Origin of the sequence: Streptomyces sp. NPDC048484 (genome assembly GCF_040651415.1) — a bacterium.
Classification (GTDB): Bacteria; Actinomycetota; Actinomycetes; order Streptomycetales; family Streptomycetaceae; genus Streptomyces.
Window position 1 is genome coordinate 131,075 of the sequence record NZ_JBEZJY010000016.1, and the last position, 14,813, is coordinate 145,887.

The window sequence follows — 14,813 nt, forward strand, 5'->3', positions numbered from 1 at the left end:
CGTGGCTCAGCTGACCTTGATCTCGTTGTAGACGGGCACGCTGAACGGGTTCAGCGCCACGTTCGTGATCCGGTCCGAGTAGCCGGCGCTGCCGTTCTGGTACCAGAGCGGGATGGCGCCCATGTCGTCCCGCAGGACCTCCTCGGCCTGCTGGAACAGGCTGACGGCCTTGGCCTGGTCGGTCTCCGCGTTGGCCTTGTCGACGAGGTCGTCGAACTCCTTGCTGGTCCACTTGCCGTCGTTGGACGAGGCGTTGGTGTAGTACAGCGGCTGCAGGAAGTTCTGGATCAGCGGGTAGTCCATCTGCCAGCCGGCCCGGAAGGGGCCCGACATCTTGGACTGGGTGATCTGGTTGCGGAAGTCGGCGAAGGTGCCGACCGGGTTGCCGACGCAGGCCTTGTCGTTGTCGAGCGCGTTGTTGACGGAGTTGCAGAGGGCGTCCACCCACTCCTTGTGGGAGCCGGTGTCCGCGTTGTACGAGATCTTGACCTGGCCGCCGGGCAGCCCGCCGCCCTCCTTGACCAGCTTCTTGGCCTGGTCGGGGTCGTACTCGCAGGCGTCACCGCACAGCCCCTCCTTGAAGCCGCCGGCCTCGCCGAGGACGGGCGAGGTCCAGTCGGTGGCGGGGGTGCGGGTCTTCTGGAAGATCGTCTCGGTGATCTGCTTGCGGTTGATGGCCATGGACAGCCCGGTGCGGACCTTCTCCATCCCCTCCTTGTCCCAGTTCTTGTCGTAGAACGGGAAGGCGAGGGTCTGGATGATGCCGGCGGGCGTGTTGATGTACCGGTCGCCGAGGTCGCTCTTGGCGTTCTTGAGCTGGGCGGCGGGCACGTCGTCGACGAGGTCGAGGTTGCCGGCCATCAGGTCCGTGTAGGCGGTGTTGTTGTCGGTGTAGACCTTGAGGTCCACCCCACCGTTCTGCGCCTTGCCCTCGCCCGGATATTTGTCCCATTTGCGCATCTTCATCGCCGAGCCCTTGGCGTACGAGTCGACGGTGTACGGGCCGTTGCCGACGGGCTTCTTCAGCCAGGCCGCGTGGTCGTCGAAGAAGGCCTTGGGCAGCGGCGCGAAGGCGGCGTAGCCGAGGGTGTCGGGGAAGGTCGAGAACTTCTGGTTGAGCTTGACGGTGAAGGTGCGGTCGCCGGTGACCTTCAGGCCGCTCAGGGTGTCGGCCGTCTGCTTGCCGCCGTCCTCCGGGTGGGCCTTGTCGTAGCCGTCGATGTACCCGAAGAAGTACGCGTTCTTCTGGTTGTTCTTGAGGCTGGCGCCGTAGTTCCAGGCGTCCACGAACGACTTGGCGCTGACGGCCTCTCCGTTGCTGAACGTCCAGCCGTCCTTGACGGTGACGGTGAAGTTCTGCGAGTCCGAGGTCTCGATCTTCTCGGCCAGCATGTCGCCCGCCTTGCCGGTCTTCGGGTCGTAGCGCTTGAGACCGCGGAAGAGCATGTCGAGGACCTTGCCGCCCTGCACCTCATTGGTGTTGGCCGGCTCCAGGGGGTTCTGAGGGTCGCCCCACGAGGAACTGACGATCCCGGAGCCGTCACCGCCACCGCCACTGTCGCCGCCCCCGCCCCCGCCCCCGCAGGCCGTCGCGGCGAGGGCTGCCGCCGTCGCGCATACGACCCATCTGGCGTGCGTGGCTCCACGCATGGAGTGCCTCCTCATCGGTGCGCTTCGACTCCGGCGCCGAAGCCGGTACCTTTGCGCCCAATATCTGTGCATAACTCACATAGCGCACATTGACCGACCCACACGGGTGGGGATGCCGTCCGGATGCACGTAGGGAGCGACACGACCGGGCGTCCCCATGGCGGTGGCCGGAGGCGCTGACCACCGCTCCCTCGGCCGACCGGACGCCTACCCTGGCGCCATGGAGTCGCGAAGATGCGCGCGATCGCCGAGGAGCTCACGGGGTACGCCGAGCATCTTGAGGGGGCCTGGATCGTCGAGATCGGCCCCTCGGGGCCGTTTCTCGCCATGACGAGCCCGTCCAAGCGCCACGAGGGCGCGGTCCGCCGCATCCGGAACCAGCTCGACGAACAGCTCCCCGCCACCCACGCCGGCTACATCTGTGCGAACGGCCTCTACATCGAGCACCCGCCGATCGACCGCATGCGGCGCCCGGACGCGGTCGTCATCCCCGAGGAGGTGCTCGACGAAGAGGGTCTCGCCGTCGACGCGACGCAGGTGCTGGCAGTGGTCGAGATCGTCTCGCCGTCCAACCCGCACAACGACTACATCGAGAAGCTCGCCGACTATCCGGCGATGGGCATCGGCCACTACATGATCGTCGACCCGCGCACCGGCACGATCGAGGTGCACTCGGCCCCGTGCAAAGACCGGTACCAGAACAAGGACCCGTACATCTTCGGGGATTCGGTGCCGTTCGGCCCCTGGACGGTGGAGACCGGGGCCTTCCGCCGCTACGGCAGAGCCGGAAACAGCGAGAGCTGACGGGTCGGTCCGACTCCCCCCTCCCCCCGCTCCGCACAGAACTCGTTGCCGTCAGACGTCCAGGTCCAGCTCCCCCACGATCTGGTCGCCGCTCGTCTCCCCTGTACGGCGGAAGCCGAGGCTCAGGTAGAACGGCTCGGGGCTGCCCTCGCCCTCCTCCCAGGTGACCGTGACGAGCCGGGAGCGGCCACGGCGGCGGATCTCCTCACAGACCGCGCGCACGGCGAAGGTCCCGTATCCGCGCCCCTGCCTGCCCTCGGCGATGTTGAGACGCCACAGGCCGGAGCGGGGCCGGTCCTCCGGGTTGTCGGGGTCGAAGCGGACGTCGAAGAAGGCCATGACGAAACCGACGAGCTCATCACCGTCGTAGACCAGCCGGGGCCAGGCGGTCCCGGGCTGCGGCTGTGCGTAGGCCTCGGCGAGGGACTTCACGACCGAGGAGACGAAGCGCTCCTGGTCGGGGCGCACCTTCAGGGCGATGGCTGCCTCGACGTTGTCGGGGGTGACCTTCTCCAGTCGCAGGCCCAGACCCAGAGCCGGGACCAGGGAAGGCTCCTCCTCGGGCGCCGCGCTGTCGGGTGTCCGCGCGTGGTCCGCCTCACCCCGCTCCACACAGAACTCGTTGCCCTCAGGGTCCGCCAGGAGGAACCAGCCGCCGCCGTCCGGCCGCGTCCGGTCCGCGATCAGCCGCGCGCCGAGCGCGATCGCCCGCTCGGCCTCCGCCGCCCGGGTACGCCCCGTCGGCCGCAGGTCGAAGTGGATACGGTTCTTGGCCGTCTTGCCCTCCGGGACCCTGACGAAGAGCAGGCGCGGACCGCCGTCGGGGTCCTGGATCAGCGCCTCCGGGTCACCGGGCTTGTCGTCGTCGGCCAGCGGCCGGCCGAGCAACTCGCTCCAGAACAGCCCGAGATCGTACGGGTCGCCTGTGCAGTCGAAGGTGATGCTGTGGATGGCGGGGTTCACCCGGCGCCTCCAGGAGTCTCGTCGGAAGTCGTCGCCGGGGGGTGTGTGCCGGTTCAGGTCATGGACCGGGAACTTCACGGACGCCCCGGGGGATGTCGAACGGTTTTCGACCCGATGCGGCCGGCACCTGGACAGCCTCGTTCTCGAACGCCGGAGGGGCCGAGGTACCTCGGCCCCTCCGGCGTTCGAGAAACTACTCCGCTTCGCTCTCCAGCGCCGCGAGCGCCGGGTCGAGGACGATGTCCTCGTCGCGGGCCTCGGTCGTCGGGTTCTCCGGGAAGTGGCACGCCGTCAGGTGGCCCTCACGGTTTCCGGAGATCTGGACCAGCGGCGGCTCCGTCGTCGCGCACTTGTCCTGCGCCTTCCAGCAACGGGTGCGGAAGCGGCAGCCGGACGGCGGGTGGATCGGCGAGGGGACGTCACCGGAGAGCCGGATCCGCTCCCGGTCCTCGGTCTCGTCGTCGAGCGTGACCTCGGGGACGGCCGACAGCAGGGCGTGGGTGTACGGGTGACGCGGCCGGTTGTAGATGGAGTCGCGGTCGCCGACCTCCACGATCTTGCCGAGGTACATCACCGCGAGGCGCCGCGAGAAGTGCCGGACGATCGCCAGGTCGTGGGCGATGAAGAGGAAGGCGATGCCCATCTCTTCCTGGACCTTCTGGAGCAGGTTGACGACCTGCGCCTGGATCGACACGTCCAGCGCGGAGACCGGCTCGTCCGCCACGATCAGCTTCGGGTTCAGGGCCAGGGCGCGGGCCACCCCGATGCGCTGGCGCTGCCCCCCGGAGAACTCGTGCGGGAAGCGGTTGTAGTGCTCGGGGTTGAGACCGACGAGCTCCAGCAGCTCGTGTACGCGCTTCTCGATGCCGCCCTTCGGGTTGATCCCGTTGACCTCCATCGGCGACTTGATGATGGTGCCGACTGTTTGCCGCGGGTTCAGCGACGAGTACGGGTCCTGGAAGATCATCTGGATCTCGGACCGCACCGGCGCCATCTGCCGGCGAGAGGCGTGCGAGATGTCCTGGCCCGCATAGGTGATCTTGCCGGCCGTCGGCTCCAGGAGGCGGGTGATGAGGCGGCCGGTCGTCGACTTGCCGCAGCCGGACTCGCCGACCAGGCCGACGCTCTCGCCGACTCCGATGGTCAGGTCGATCCCGTCGACGGCCTGAACGGCTCCGACCTTGCGTTTGATCGGGAAGCCACCGTAGATCGGGAAGTGCTTCGTCAGGCCCTCGACGGAGAGCAGCGTCTCGCTGGCTCCGTCCACCGGGCCCTGCGGCTTCGGCAGGGTGAGTTTGTCGCTCATGTGTCGTTCTCCCTAGCCCAGCCGGGGCTTGATCTGCTCGAGGAAAAGGGTCGACTTCTGGTCGTCGCCCAGGTGACAGGCGGCGCCGCGGCCTGCGGGCAGCTCCGGCCGCTCGCCGGAGCAGCGGTTGCCGCCGACCTCGGACGTGAAGCCGCACCGCGGGTGGAACGGGCAGCCGGACGGCGGGTTCAGCAGGCTGGGCGGTGTCCCCGGGATCGGGGTGAGCGCCTGCGCCGTGTCACCGCCGAGTCGCGGCATGGAGCTCAGCAGGCCCCAGGTGTAAGGGTGCTGGGGCGCGCGCAGCACTTCGCGGACGCTGCCGCGTTCCACGGCCCGGCCCGAGTACATCACCAGCAGGTCGTCGGCCATCTTGGAGATGACGCCGAGGTCGTGGGTGATGAAGATGATCGCCGAACCGAACTCCTGCTGGAGATCCTTGAGCAGGTCCAGGATCTGGGCCTGGACGGTCACGTCCAGGGCCGTGGTCGGCTCGTCCGCGATCAGCAGGTCGGGGTTGCAGATCAGGGACATCGCGATCATCGCGCGCTGCCGCATACCGCCCGAGAACTGGTGCGGGTAGTCGTAGAAGCGCATCGCGGGCTGCGGGATGCCGACCTTGTCGAGCATCTCGACGGCACGCGCCTTCGCCTCCTTCTTGGAGGCGCCGGTGTGCTTCATGAAGGGTTCCGCGATCTGCCGGCCCACCGTGTAGTACGGCGAGAGCGCGGTCAGCGGGTCCTGGAAGATCATCGCGACCTTGTTGCCGCGAAGCTTCTCCATCTCCTTCTCGGTCGCGGTGACCAGTTCCTTGCCGTCCAGGACGATCTCGCCCTCGACGGTGGCGGTCTTGGGGTTGTGCAGACCGAGGACGGTCAGGTTGGTGACGGACTTGCCCGATCCCGACTCACCCACGATGCCCAGGGTCTTGCCGCGCTCTACGTCGAAGGAGAGTCCGTCGACGGCCTTCACGATGCCGTCCTCTGTGGAGAACCGCACGCGCAGGTCGCGGACCGAGAGGAAGGCCTCCGGCCCGCCCGGGGCCTTCTCGCCTTCGGTCTTGGTCAGTGTGGTCACGGTATTTCTCCTAGGCGAGGCGCACGCGCGGGTCGATGTAGGCGTAGGCGAGGTCCACGATGATGTTCAGGATCAGGATGAAGAAGGCCCCGAACAGCATGACGCCCATCGTCAGCGGAAGGTCCTTGCTCAGGGAGCCCTCGACCGCGAGACGCCCGATACCGGCGAGGTCGAAGGTGAACTCCGTGACCACCGCGCCCGAGAGGAGCGCGCTGAGGTCCATGCCGATGATGGTGACGATCGGGATGAGTGAACCGCGCCAGGCGTAGCGGAAGAAGACGTACCGCTGTCGCATGCCCTTGGCGCGCGCGGTGCGGACGTGCTCCTCCTGCAGTTGCTCGATCATCGTCGAGCGGGCCATACGCGTGTACTGGGCGGTGAAGATGGTGGCCATCACGGCCCAGGGGATCAGCATGCCCACGAACCACCCGCCCGGGTCGTCCGTGAACGGCACGTACTCGGGACTCTCCATCCAGCCGCTGTTGTAGACGAGGATGCTGAGGACGATGGGACCCAGGAAGTAGATCTGGAACGAGCTGAGCACCATCGAGGAGCCGCTGACCAGCTTGTCGAGGACGGTACCGCGCTTCCACGCCGCCATCAGACCCGTACCGAGGCCGAACAGCAGGAAGATCACCAGGCCGCCGATGGTCAGCGAGAGCGTCAGCGGGAAGCGGTCCATGATGGAGTCCCACACGAAGTTGCCGCTGTTGAACGAGACACCCAGACACGGGGCGGAGCAGTGTCCCTGCGGGAAGTCACGGCCGGACACGATGCCCACCATGAATTCCCAGAACTGGGTGGTGATGGGCTTGTCCAGGCCGAGGTTCTCGCGGATGACCGCGATGTTCTCGGGGGAGCAGTTCTTGCCGCAGGACAGCTGCGCGAAGTCCTGAGGGATCGTATAGAACAAGAAGAACGTGAAGGCGCCGATCAGGAACATGATCACGACGGCGCCGCTCAGCCTGCGGATGAGGAACTGAAGCATGGCGGGTGGGTGCTCTCTTCGGAACGCGGCGGCAGGAGGGGGACACCGTCCGCGGGGGTGCGCTCCGCCTGGCGCACACCCCCGCGGATCAGCCGAGCTGACGGTCTACGGCTGCTTGGTTACGGCTGCTCGGTTACGGCTGCTTCAGGAACAGGTCGTTGATGTCGACGTAGCTCGACTCCGTGCTGAACCGGGCACCGCCGATGTTCGAACCGTGGAGCTGCATCTGCTTGGAGTAGTAGACCGGGGCGCTGGGGTTGGTGTCCTCCACGATGGCGTGGTGGGCCTCTTCCCAGGTCTTGGCGGCCTGCTCCGGCTTCTCCGTCAACGCCTTCTTGATGAGGCCGTCGACCTTCGGGTCGGCGATGTGCGAGTAGTTCGGGGAGCCGTCGGCGACCTGATCACCGTCGAAGACGGGGGTGATGACCGTGGACGGGGACGGCCAGTCCTGGCCCCAGCCGGTCATGTACAGGTCGTACGGGTTCTTCAGCTTGCCGACCTGCTCATAGAAGGTGTCGCGGCCGATCTCCTTGGCCTGGATGTCGAAGCCGAGCTTGTTCAGCGCGTTCTTGATGATGACCATCTGGGCCTGGCCACGCGGGGTGTTGGAGTAGGCGTAGCTGAGCTTGGTGCCCTGCTTGAAGCCGGCCTCCTCCAGGAGCTTCTTGGCCTTTGCCGGGTCACCGTTGGGCTTCTTCAGCTTGCCGAACGGGTCGTACTTCGGGTCGAAGCCCGGCAGGGTCGGGGCCAGCAGACCGCCCGCGACCTCGCCGCCGTACCGGCCGCCGTCGGCCTGCACCATGGACTGGTTCGGGATCGCGTAGCTGATCGCGTCCCGGATCTTCTTGTCCTTCATCTTGGCGCTGTCGAGGTTGAAGGTCAGTGACCAGACGTAGACCTGGTAGCCCTGGATGGTGCGCTTCTTCGCGTCGGGGTTGCCGATGACCGTCGACATCTGGGTCGGGGCCACCGAGTCCGTGAACTGGATGGCGTTCTTGGCCTCGCCCTGGTCGGCGATCAGACGCTTGGTCTGGCTCTCCTGGTCGATGGTGTTGGTGAAGTTGTAGCCGTCGACGTACTGGTGGCGCACCGAGTCCGTCTTCTCGTCCCACTGGTCGTTCTTGACGAGCTTCAGGGTCTTGCCGGCCTTGTACTCGGAGAGCTTGTACGGGCCGAGCGCCGCCGGGGCCTTGTCGTACTTCGCCTTCGTGTCCTGCTTCTCGGGCACGATGGCGTAACCGGCCATGGCCAGGGCCTGCGGGAGGTCCGGCTGGGCGGCCTTGAAGTGGAAGACGACCGTGTTGTCATCCGGGGTCTCCAGGACGGAGTCCGGGAGGTGCTTGCCCTTGTACGGGCCGTCGGGCAGTGCCTTGCGGTAGCCGGCGCCCGAGAGCCAGGTCTGGACGTAGGTCGGACCGTCGAAGATCACCTTCGAGTACTGCCGCTCGATGGTGTGGCGGACGTCGGCGGACGTGATGACGTTGCCGTCCTCGTCCTTGATGTCGTCCTTGAGGGTGTACGTCCAAGTCTTGCCGCCGTCGGACGACTTGCCGGAGTCAGTGGCGATGTCACCGACGACGGTCAGGTTGCCCTTGTCGTCCTCCTGGAAGTTCGTCAGACCGCGGTGGATCAGGTTGGCGAACTGGCCGGCGTCACTGACGTAGATCTGACCCGGGTCCATGTGGGTCAGGTCGGCCTGCTGGTACACGTTGATGGTGCCGCCAGACTTGGCACCGGCCACCGGTTCGGCAGGACCGTTGGACGCCTGGGCGTCACCGTAGGCGACAGGGTTCGACTGCGCGGCGGCGTCTTCCTTGGACTTGGAGTCGTCCTTGGAGTTGTCCTTGCCGCTGTCGCCGGAGCAGCCGGTCAGCGCCAGCGACCCCGCCGCGACGGCGACGACCATGGCGCGCATGGTGCGCATTCTGATGGGCTTCATGATGCCTATGCACCTACCTGTCGATAGTTGTCCACGAGTGCTGCCTGACGATCCGGTCGAACCAGTCGAACCGGAACGGGGGTGGCAGCCCCCCCACCACCAATGGACGTTTAGCGTCCGGTCTTGGGGTCGAATGCGTCCCGGACGGAGTCGCCGAGAAGATTGAAGGCGAGCACGAAGACCACCATGGCGATGCCCGGGAAGAACATGAACATGGGGTCCTCCTCATAGATCGAGGAGCCGATGGCGAACATCCGGCCCCAGTCCGGCGTCGGCTCCGTGAAGCCCACCCCGACGTAGCTGAGGAACGCGATCGAGAGGATCGAACTGGGCAGCATGTACGTGCCCTGCACCAGGATCGGCGTGACGATGTTCGGCAGGATCTCCTTGCGCACGATACGCGCGGGAGAGGCACCCGAGACCTTCGCCGCCTCCACGAACTCCCGCTCCCGCAGGGAGAGCACGGAGCTGCGCACCAGACGGGCCATGCCCATCCAGCCGAGGAACCACATCACCAGGATGATCGCCACGGCACGCAGATAAGTGGGGGTCTCGTCCGTCGGGGAGACGAACAGCGCGGTGACCACAGGCATGAAGGCGATGAAGAACAGCTGCTGCGGGAAGGCCAGGAAGAAGTCGGTAATCCGGCCCAGCCAGTAGTCGACCTTGCCGCCGAAGTAGCCGCTGACCATACCGATGATCACGCCCGTCAGGACGCTGAACAGCGTGACGACCACAGCCATGTAGAGCGAGGTGCGCATGCCGTACACCAGCATGGTGAACACATCGCGCCCCAGCTTGGGCTCGACGCCGAACCAGAAGTCGCCGGACATCCCCCCGAAGGAGCCGGAGGGCATGGCGAAGTCGTCGAGCAGGAAGGGGTAGTCCGGCTCCTGCGCGTAGAGCGTGTAGGGATCCTTGCCGTACAGCTTCGAGATGACCGGAGCGAGGGCCGCGACCGCGAAGAAGAAAATCACTACGAGCGCGGAGACCACTCCGGTACGGTCACGCTTGAAGCGGTGCCACATCAACTGCCCGGGGGAGCGGCCTTCCAGCTTCTTGGCCTCGGCGGGCTCGGAGTTCGACGCGAGCTCGGGATCCAAGGCCGCCGACGACCCGGAGCCCTCAGCCTTGGTTGGACTGGTCATCTTTGTTCTTCCCCCGGGGGATGGAGAGTTGAGCGCAGCACAGATACCGGCAGGTTCTGTGGTTTCAGGGAACTTTCACCAAGTGGGTCAACGCGCGTCAAGGGCGGAAGGCATAGGGATCTCCCTACTGTCGAAATATTGTGCAAAAATTGCAGAGAATGACACCTACGCGCGCTTGACAGGCGAGACAGCACTCCGACAAAACGGTCATCTGTCGCTAAAATTTCGTTTACGTGTCCGAAACTTGATTGAGCGTTGACCGATATTCGAACGCCACCGCATCGTTTCCGGCGTTGCCCGAACTGAGCCCGTTTCGCCGTACATGCATGCCGAAGGCCCGGCTTCCCGCCGTGCGGAGAACCGGGCTCTTCAGTGGGCCGTCACCGGGCCGTCATCGAGGCCTCACAGAAGACCCCTCAGAGGCCCCCAAGGGCCCCCAGGAGCGCACTCCTGGGGGCCCTTGGGAGGAGATCAGCCGTGCGGACGGATCGGCTGTACGGGCAGGGTCAGCCGTGCTTGGCGCGGCTCGCGGCGCGGCCACGCTCACGGGCGTCCAGGTTGACCTTGCGGATACGCACGGACTCCGGGGTCACCTCGACACACTCGTCGTCGCGGCAGAACTCCAGCGACTGCTCCAGCGAGAGCTTGCGCGGCGGAACGATCGCCTCGAACGAGTCGGCCGCGGCCGACCGCATGTTGGTGAGCTTCTTCTCCTTGGTGATGTTCACGTCCATGTCGTCGGCGCGCGAGTTCTCACCGACGATCATGCCCTCGTACACCTCGGTGCCGGGCTCCGTGAAGAGCACACCGCGCTCCTGGAGGTTCGTCATCGCGAACGCGGTGACGGCGCCGGCGCGGTCGGCGACCAGGGAGCCGTTGTTACGGGTCGTCAGCACACCGAACCAGGGCTCGTGACCCTCGTGGATCGAGTGCGCGATGCCCGTGCCACGGGTGCCGGTGAGGAACTCGGTCCGGAACCCGATGAGGCCGCGGGACGGCACGACGAACTCCAGCCGCACCCAGCCCGAACCGTGGTTCGACATGTTGTCCATGCGGCCCTTGCGGACGCCCATGAGCTGCGTGACCGCGCCCATGTGCTCCTCGGGGACGTCGATCGTCATGCGCTCGACGGGCTCGTGGGTCTTGCCGTCGATCTGCTGGGTGACGACCTGCGGCTTGCCGATGGTCAGCTCGAAGCCCTCGCGGCGCATCTGCTCGACCAGGATGGCCAGCGCCAGCTCACCGCGGCCCTGAACCTCCCAGGTGTCGGGGCGCTCGGTGTCCAGGACCCGCAGCGAGACGTTACCGACCAGCTCGCGGTCGAGGCGGTCCTTGACCTGACGGGCCGTGACCTTGCGGTCCTTGACGGCGGCCTTCGCGGAGGCGCCCTTGCCGGTGCCGCCGCGACCGACCAGCGGCGAGGTGTTCGTACCGATGGTCATCGAGATGGCCGGCTCGTCGACCGTGATGAGCGGCAGCGCGATCGGGTTCTCGGGGTCGGCGAGGGTCTCGCCGATCATGATGTCCGGGATACCGGCGACGGCACAGATGTCACCGGGGCCGGCCTTCTCCGCGGGCTTGCGGGTGAGCGCCTCGGTCATCAGCAGCTCGGTGATGCGGACACTCGACATCGTGCCGTCACGCTTGATCCACGTGACCGTCTGGCCCTTGCGCAGATGGCCCTGCTCGACGCGGAGCAGCGCGATACGGCCGAGGAAGTTGTCCGCGTCCAGGTTGGTGACGTGCGCCTGGAGGGGGGCCTCCTCGTCGTACTCGGGGGCCGGGACGTGCGACAGGATCGTCGAGAAGAACGGCTCCAGGCTGTCGCTGTCGGCCGGGACCGTGCCGTCGTCCGGCTTCGTCAGCGACGCCACACCGTCACGCGCACACGCGTAGACGATGGGGAACTCGATCTGCTCCTCGTCCGCCTCAAGGTCCAGGAAGAGGTCGTAGGTCTCGTTGACGACCTCGTCGATCCGGGAGTCCGGGCGGTCGGTCTTGTTGATGCACAGGATGACCGGCAGGCGCTGCTGGAGCGCCTTGCGCAGCACGAAGCGGGTCTGGGGCAGCGGGCCCTCGGAGGCGTCGACCAGCAGGACGACCGCGTCCACCATCGACAGACCGCGCTCGACCTCGCCACCGAAGTCGGCGTGACCGGGGGTGTCGATGATGTTGATCGTGATGACGTCGCCGCCATCCTTCGGGTGGTACTTGACCGCCGTGTTCTTGGCCAGGATCGTGATGCCCTTCTCACGTTCCAGGTCGTTGGAGTCCATCATGCGGTCGTCGAGCGACTCGGCGGCGTGCGCGGCGAAGGCACCGGCCTGCTTGAGCATGGCGTCGACCAGGGTGGTCTTGCCGTGGTCGACGTGGGCGACGATGGCTACGTTGCGAATGTCGTGGCGCGTGGCCATATTGAGGCGCTTCTCCCGGAGTGAGTTGACGGCCATCCGCTGCGCGGGGCCCTGCCGGGCTGAAACGTGCCACGGCCTTACCCCATCGTACGGGGCCGCAACCGCTCAGGCTCGACGGGGTTCTGGCCGGTGCGCGCAGCGCCGGTGGACGCGCGCCTCTCACCTGCGGCTTTTACCCTTTTTCAGGTATCCCATGTCCTCATAGATGGGGGTCTGGAAGCCGAAGGCGCCCGCGTTGGCCAGGTTGGTGCGGACCGCCGTCAGCTGCGGGCGCTGGTAGAGCGGGATCGAGCCCGCGGCGGCCCAGATACGGGCGTCGGCCTTGCGGACCAGCGAGCGGGACTCCCCCGCGTCCAGCTCGGCGATGGCCTGGTCGAAGAGCTGGTCCACCTGGTCGGTGCCGACCCGCGTGAAGTTCTGCTCGACGTTCAGGGAACCGTCCGCCGCCGGGACCGGCTTGGAGTAGATGGGGCGGGCGTCGGTCGCGGGGAACGCGGACGCGGGCCAGGAGTACAGCGCCAGGTCGTACTGGCCCGAGGCGATGTGGTCCTTGAAGTAGCTGGCGTCCGCGACCTTGGAGATCTTCGTACGGATGCCGACGCGGTCCAGCATCCGGGCGATCCGGTCCCCGACCGCCCGCAGCGACTGCGAACCCGGGCCCGACGGGAGCACGAAGCGCAGCGACAGCGGTTTGCCGTTCTTGGCGAGCGGTGCTGCCGCGGCGCGGGCCGGGGCAGCCGTGCCCTTCGGGGCGTACGCCCCCGGGGCGCCGCCGGGCTTGAGCTGCCGCTTTCCGTCCTGGGCGAGGTGCTTCTCCTGCTTCTTGGTCTTCTTGGTCTCCTTGGTGTTCTTGGTGTTCTTGGTTTTCCCGCCGTCCTGGTCGTCCTCGGCCACACGGCGCTCGTCCAGCGTGGGCGCGAGCACGATCGAGTTCTCGTTGCCGCCCGGCTTGTCGTCCGTCCCGCTGCCCGTCTCGCTGCCCGTCCCGCTGTCCGTCTCGCCGACGATGTACGTACCGTCGTCGCCGGAGCCGTCCGTGTCATCCGCGTCGTCCGAGTCGTCCGAGTTCTTGGTGGTCTCGGCGCCGGCCGCCTTCTTGGGCTTCTTCTTCTCCTTGACGGGTCCGCCCGCCACCCACCCGGCGTCGGACAGCAGGGCCTGTGCTTCCTGGGTGTCCTGCCCGCCGAGCGCTCCGCTGTTGTCGGCGTACGCGTGCTGCCCGGCGAGCGCGAGATGGCTGCCGACCGGCTCGGCGGGCAGGCCCAGGGGCTTCAGTACGACCTGGGCGAGCTTCTTGCGGTCGATGGCACGGGCCACCGCCCGGCGGACCCGTTCGTCGGCCAGCGGGCCCTCGGAGCCGTTCAACGCGAGCTGCGTGAAGGCGGGTTCGAGGGACTTGCGGACCACGAAACCGCGCAGGGAGGCCTGCTGGCCGGCGTACTTCAGGGCGGCCTTGACGCGCTTCCTGCGGGCTGTGATCTCCTCGTCGGCCGCCTCCTCGTCGGAGCCGTGGGCGATCGCCCAGGACCGCAGCGCCCTGCCCGGCGTGAGGGCGGCGCCGGGGCCGTGGGTGAGCGGTGCACCCTTGCCCGCCGCCTCGCCCCGCCCGGCGGACGTGATGCGGCGCACCTCGGACGCCTCGATCTCAGCCAGGTCGAGCCGGCCGTCGGCGAGCGCGGCGGCACGTTTCTCCCGGGGTACGGCACGCAGGACCAGCTCAGCGAGCTTGGCGGAGCGGCCCCACCAGCGAGGGTTGCGCTTCAGGGTGACGTCGCCGGCCTCGCGGTCGATCGCGTCGACGGTGAAGGGCCCCGCGGTGACCTTCAGCCTGCGGCGGGCGCCGTCGTTGAAGGTGTCCGGGGCACCCATGACGTCCTTCGGGTACAGCGGCGAGTACAGCGACTGCCAGTCCGCGTACGGCTTCTTGAAGGTGACCCGCACCTCAAGGTCGCTCGCACCGCGTTCGATCTTCTCGATGCGGTCGTAGCCGGCGTTGCGGGCGGTCCAGTACGCGGTGTCCTTGCCGGACAGGGCGCGCCACTGCGCGGAGAAGTCCGGGGCACCGATCTCGCGGCCGTCGCTCCAGACGGCCTGCTGGTTGAGCTTGTAGACCACGACCTGCTTGGGCTCGCGGTCGACGACCTTCGCCGACTCCAGGTAGTCGGGGTTGCGCTGCGGCCGGCCGTTCGCGTCGAGCCGGTACAGCGCGGGCAGCGTGGCGCCGGCGATCCGGGAGGTGGTGGTGTCCGCATCCGCCTGGAAGGTGTTGAGGGTCTCCGGAACGTTGTCCACGGCCCAGCGCACGGTGCCGCCGTCGGTGATCCGCTCGCGCTTCGCCGAGGCGATGTCCTGGCCGGCGGCGGGTTTGCCGGCCTCGTCCTGCTCGCTGCACCCGGCGAGAGCGGGCACCACGAGGACACCTGCCGTGAGGAACGCGACCGAGCGCACCGCCGTGCGCAGTCCGACGCCGTCGTGGGACATGACTGGTACCTCCGGTGGGCCGCTCCACGGGTGAAAACGGGCGGTC

10 protein-coding genes and 1 pseudogene are annotated in these 14,813 nt (G+C 67.3%); 1 reads left to right on the forward strand and 10 read right to left on the reverse strand.

Features of this window, described 5'->3' with window-relative positions:
• Positions 1–6: 6 nt before the first annotated feature.
• A complete protein-coding gene (locus AB0D14_RS18185) occupies positions 7–1,650 on the reverse strand; it encodes an ABC transporter substrate-binding protein (RefSeq protein ID WP_362779961.1) in 1,644 nt (547 codons plus the stop codon).
• Positions 1,651–1,884: 234 nt separating this feature from the next.
• On the opposite strand from AB0D14_RS18185, the gene AB0D14_RS18190 reads away from it, so the two are divergent.
• Positions 1,885–2,454 carry a Uma2 family endonuclease gene (locus tag AB0D14_RS18190; protein ID WP_362779963.1) on the forward strand — a complete coding sequence of 190 codons (570 nt, stop codon included), beginning with the start codon at positions 1,885–1,887 and terminating at the stop codon, positions 2,452–2,454.
• A 51-nt stretch (positions 2,455–2,505) separates the two neighbouring features.
• On the opposite strand, the gene AB0D14_RS18195 is transcribed toward AB0D14_RS18190, so the two are convergent.
• The 9 genes and pseudogenes from AB0D14_RS18195 to AB0D14_RS18235 all read right to left on the reverse strand — a co-directional run bounded on the left by AB0D14_RS18195 (position 2,506) and on the right by AB0D14_RS18235 (position 14,767).
• Positions 2,506–2,988 carry a GNAT family N-acetyltransferase gene (locus AB0D14_RS18195; RefSeq protein WP_362780089.1) on the reverse strand — a complete coding sequence of 161 codons (483 nt, stop codon included), beginning with the start codon at positions 2,986–2,988 and terminating at the stop codon, positions 2,506–2,508.
• 63 nt (positions 2,989–3,051) lie between these two features.
• Positions 3,052–3,417, reverse strand: a pseudogene (locus AB0D14_RS18200) (VOC family protein); the annotation flags it as partial.
• A gap of 193 nt (positions 3,418–3,610) precedes the next feature.
• On the reverse strand, positions 3,611–4,723 hold the full coding sequence (locus AB0D14_RS18205; protein WP_362779966.1) for an oligopeptide/dipeptide ABC transporter ATP-binding protein: 1,113 nt from the start codon (positions 4,721–4,723) through the stop codon (positions 3,611–3,613).
• A gap of 12 nt (positions 4,724–4,735) precedes the next feature.
• Entirely contained in the window at positions 4,736–5,797 is a 1,062-nt protein-coding gene (locus AB0D14_RS18210) for an ABC transporter ATP-binding protein (protein ID WP_362779967.1), read from the reverse strand.
• Positions 5,798–5,807: 10 nt separating this feature from the next.
• Positions 5,808–6,785 carry an ABC transporter permease gene (locus AB0D14_RS18215; protein WP_362779970.1) on the reverse strand — a complete coding sequence of 326 codons (978 nt, stop codon included), beginning with the start codon at positions 6,783–6,785 and terminating at the stop codon, positions 5,808–5,810.
• Positions 6,786–6,918: 133 nt separating this feature from the next.
• A complete protein-coding gene (locus AB0D14_RS18220) occupies positions 6,919–8,724 on the reverse strand; it encodes an ABC transporter substrate-binding protein (RefSeq protein WP_362779972.1) in 1,806 nt (601 codons plus the stop codon).
• A gap of 110 nt (positions 8,725–8,834) precedes the next feature.
• Entirely contained in the window at positions 8,835–9,872 is a 1,038-nt protein-coding gene (locus AB0D14_RS18225; protein ID WP_362779974.1) for an ABC transporter permease, read from the reverse strand.
• A 506-nt stretch (positions 9,873–10,378) separates the two neighbouring features.
• The gene (gene typA / locus AB0D14_RS18230) at positions 10,379–12,286 is read right to left on the reverse strand and encodes a translational GTPase TypA (RefSeq protein ID WP_362779977.1); all 1,908 of its coding nucleotides are present in this window, start codon (positions 12,284–12,286) and stop codon (positions 10,379–10,381) included.
• A 159-nt stretch (positions 12,287–12,445) separates the two neighbouring features.
• Positions 12,446–14,767, reverse strand: coding sequence for an ABC transporter family substrate-binding protein (locus AB0D14_RS18235; protein ID WP_362779979.1), 2,322 nt, complete (start codon positions 14,765–14,767; stop codon positions 12,446–12,448).
• Positions 14,768–14,813 lie beyond the last annotated feature (46 nt).

Bases quoted from the DNA above. Each gene is read 5' to 3' on its own strand.
- AB0D14_RS18185 (WP_362779961.1), bottom strand. From the start codon at position 1,650: ATGCGTGGAGCCACGCACGCCAGATGGGTCGTATGCGCGACGGCGGCA.
- AB0D14_RS18190 (WP_362779963.1), top strand. From the start codon at position 1,885: ATGCGCGCGATCGCCGAGGAGCTCACGGGGTACGCCGAGCATCTTGAG.
- AB0D14_RS18205 (WP_362779966.1), bottom strand. From the start codon at position 4,723: ATGAGCGACAAACTCACCCTGCCGAAGCCGCAGGGCCCGGTGGACGGA.
- AB0D14_RS18215 (WP_362779970.1), bottom strand. From the start codon at position 6,785: ATGCTTCAGTTCCTCATCCGCAGGCTGAGCGGCGCCGTCGTGATCATG.
- AB0D14_RS18220 (WP_362779972.1), bottom strand. From the start codon at position 8,724: ATGAAGCCCATCAGAATGCGCACCATGCGCGCCATGGTCGTCGCCGTC.
- AB0D14_RS18225 (WP_362779974.1), bottom strand. From the start codon at position 9,872: ATGACCAGTCCAACCAAGGCTGAGGGCTCCGGGTCGTCGGCGGCCTTG.
- typA (WP_362779977.1), bottom strand. From the start codon at position 12,286: ATGGCCACGCGCCACGACATTCGCAACGTAGCCATCGTCGCCCACGTC.
- AB0D14_RS18235 (WP_362779979.1), bottom strand. From the start codon at position 14,767: ATGTCCCACGACGGCGTCGGACTGCGCACGGCGGTGCGCTCGGTCGCG.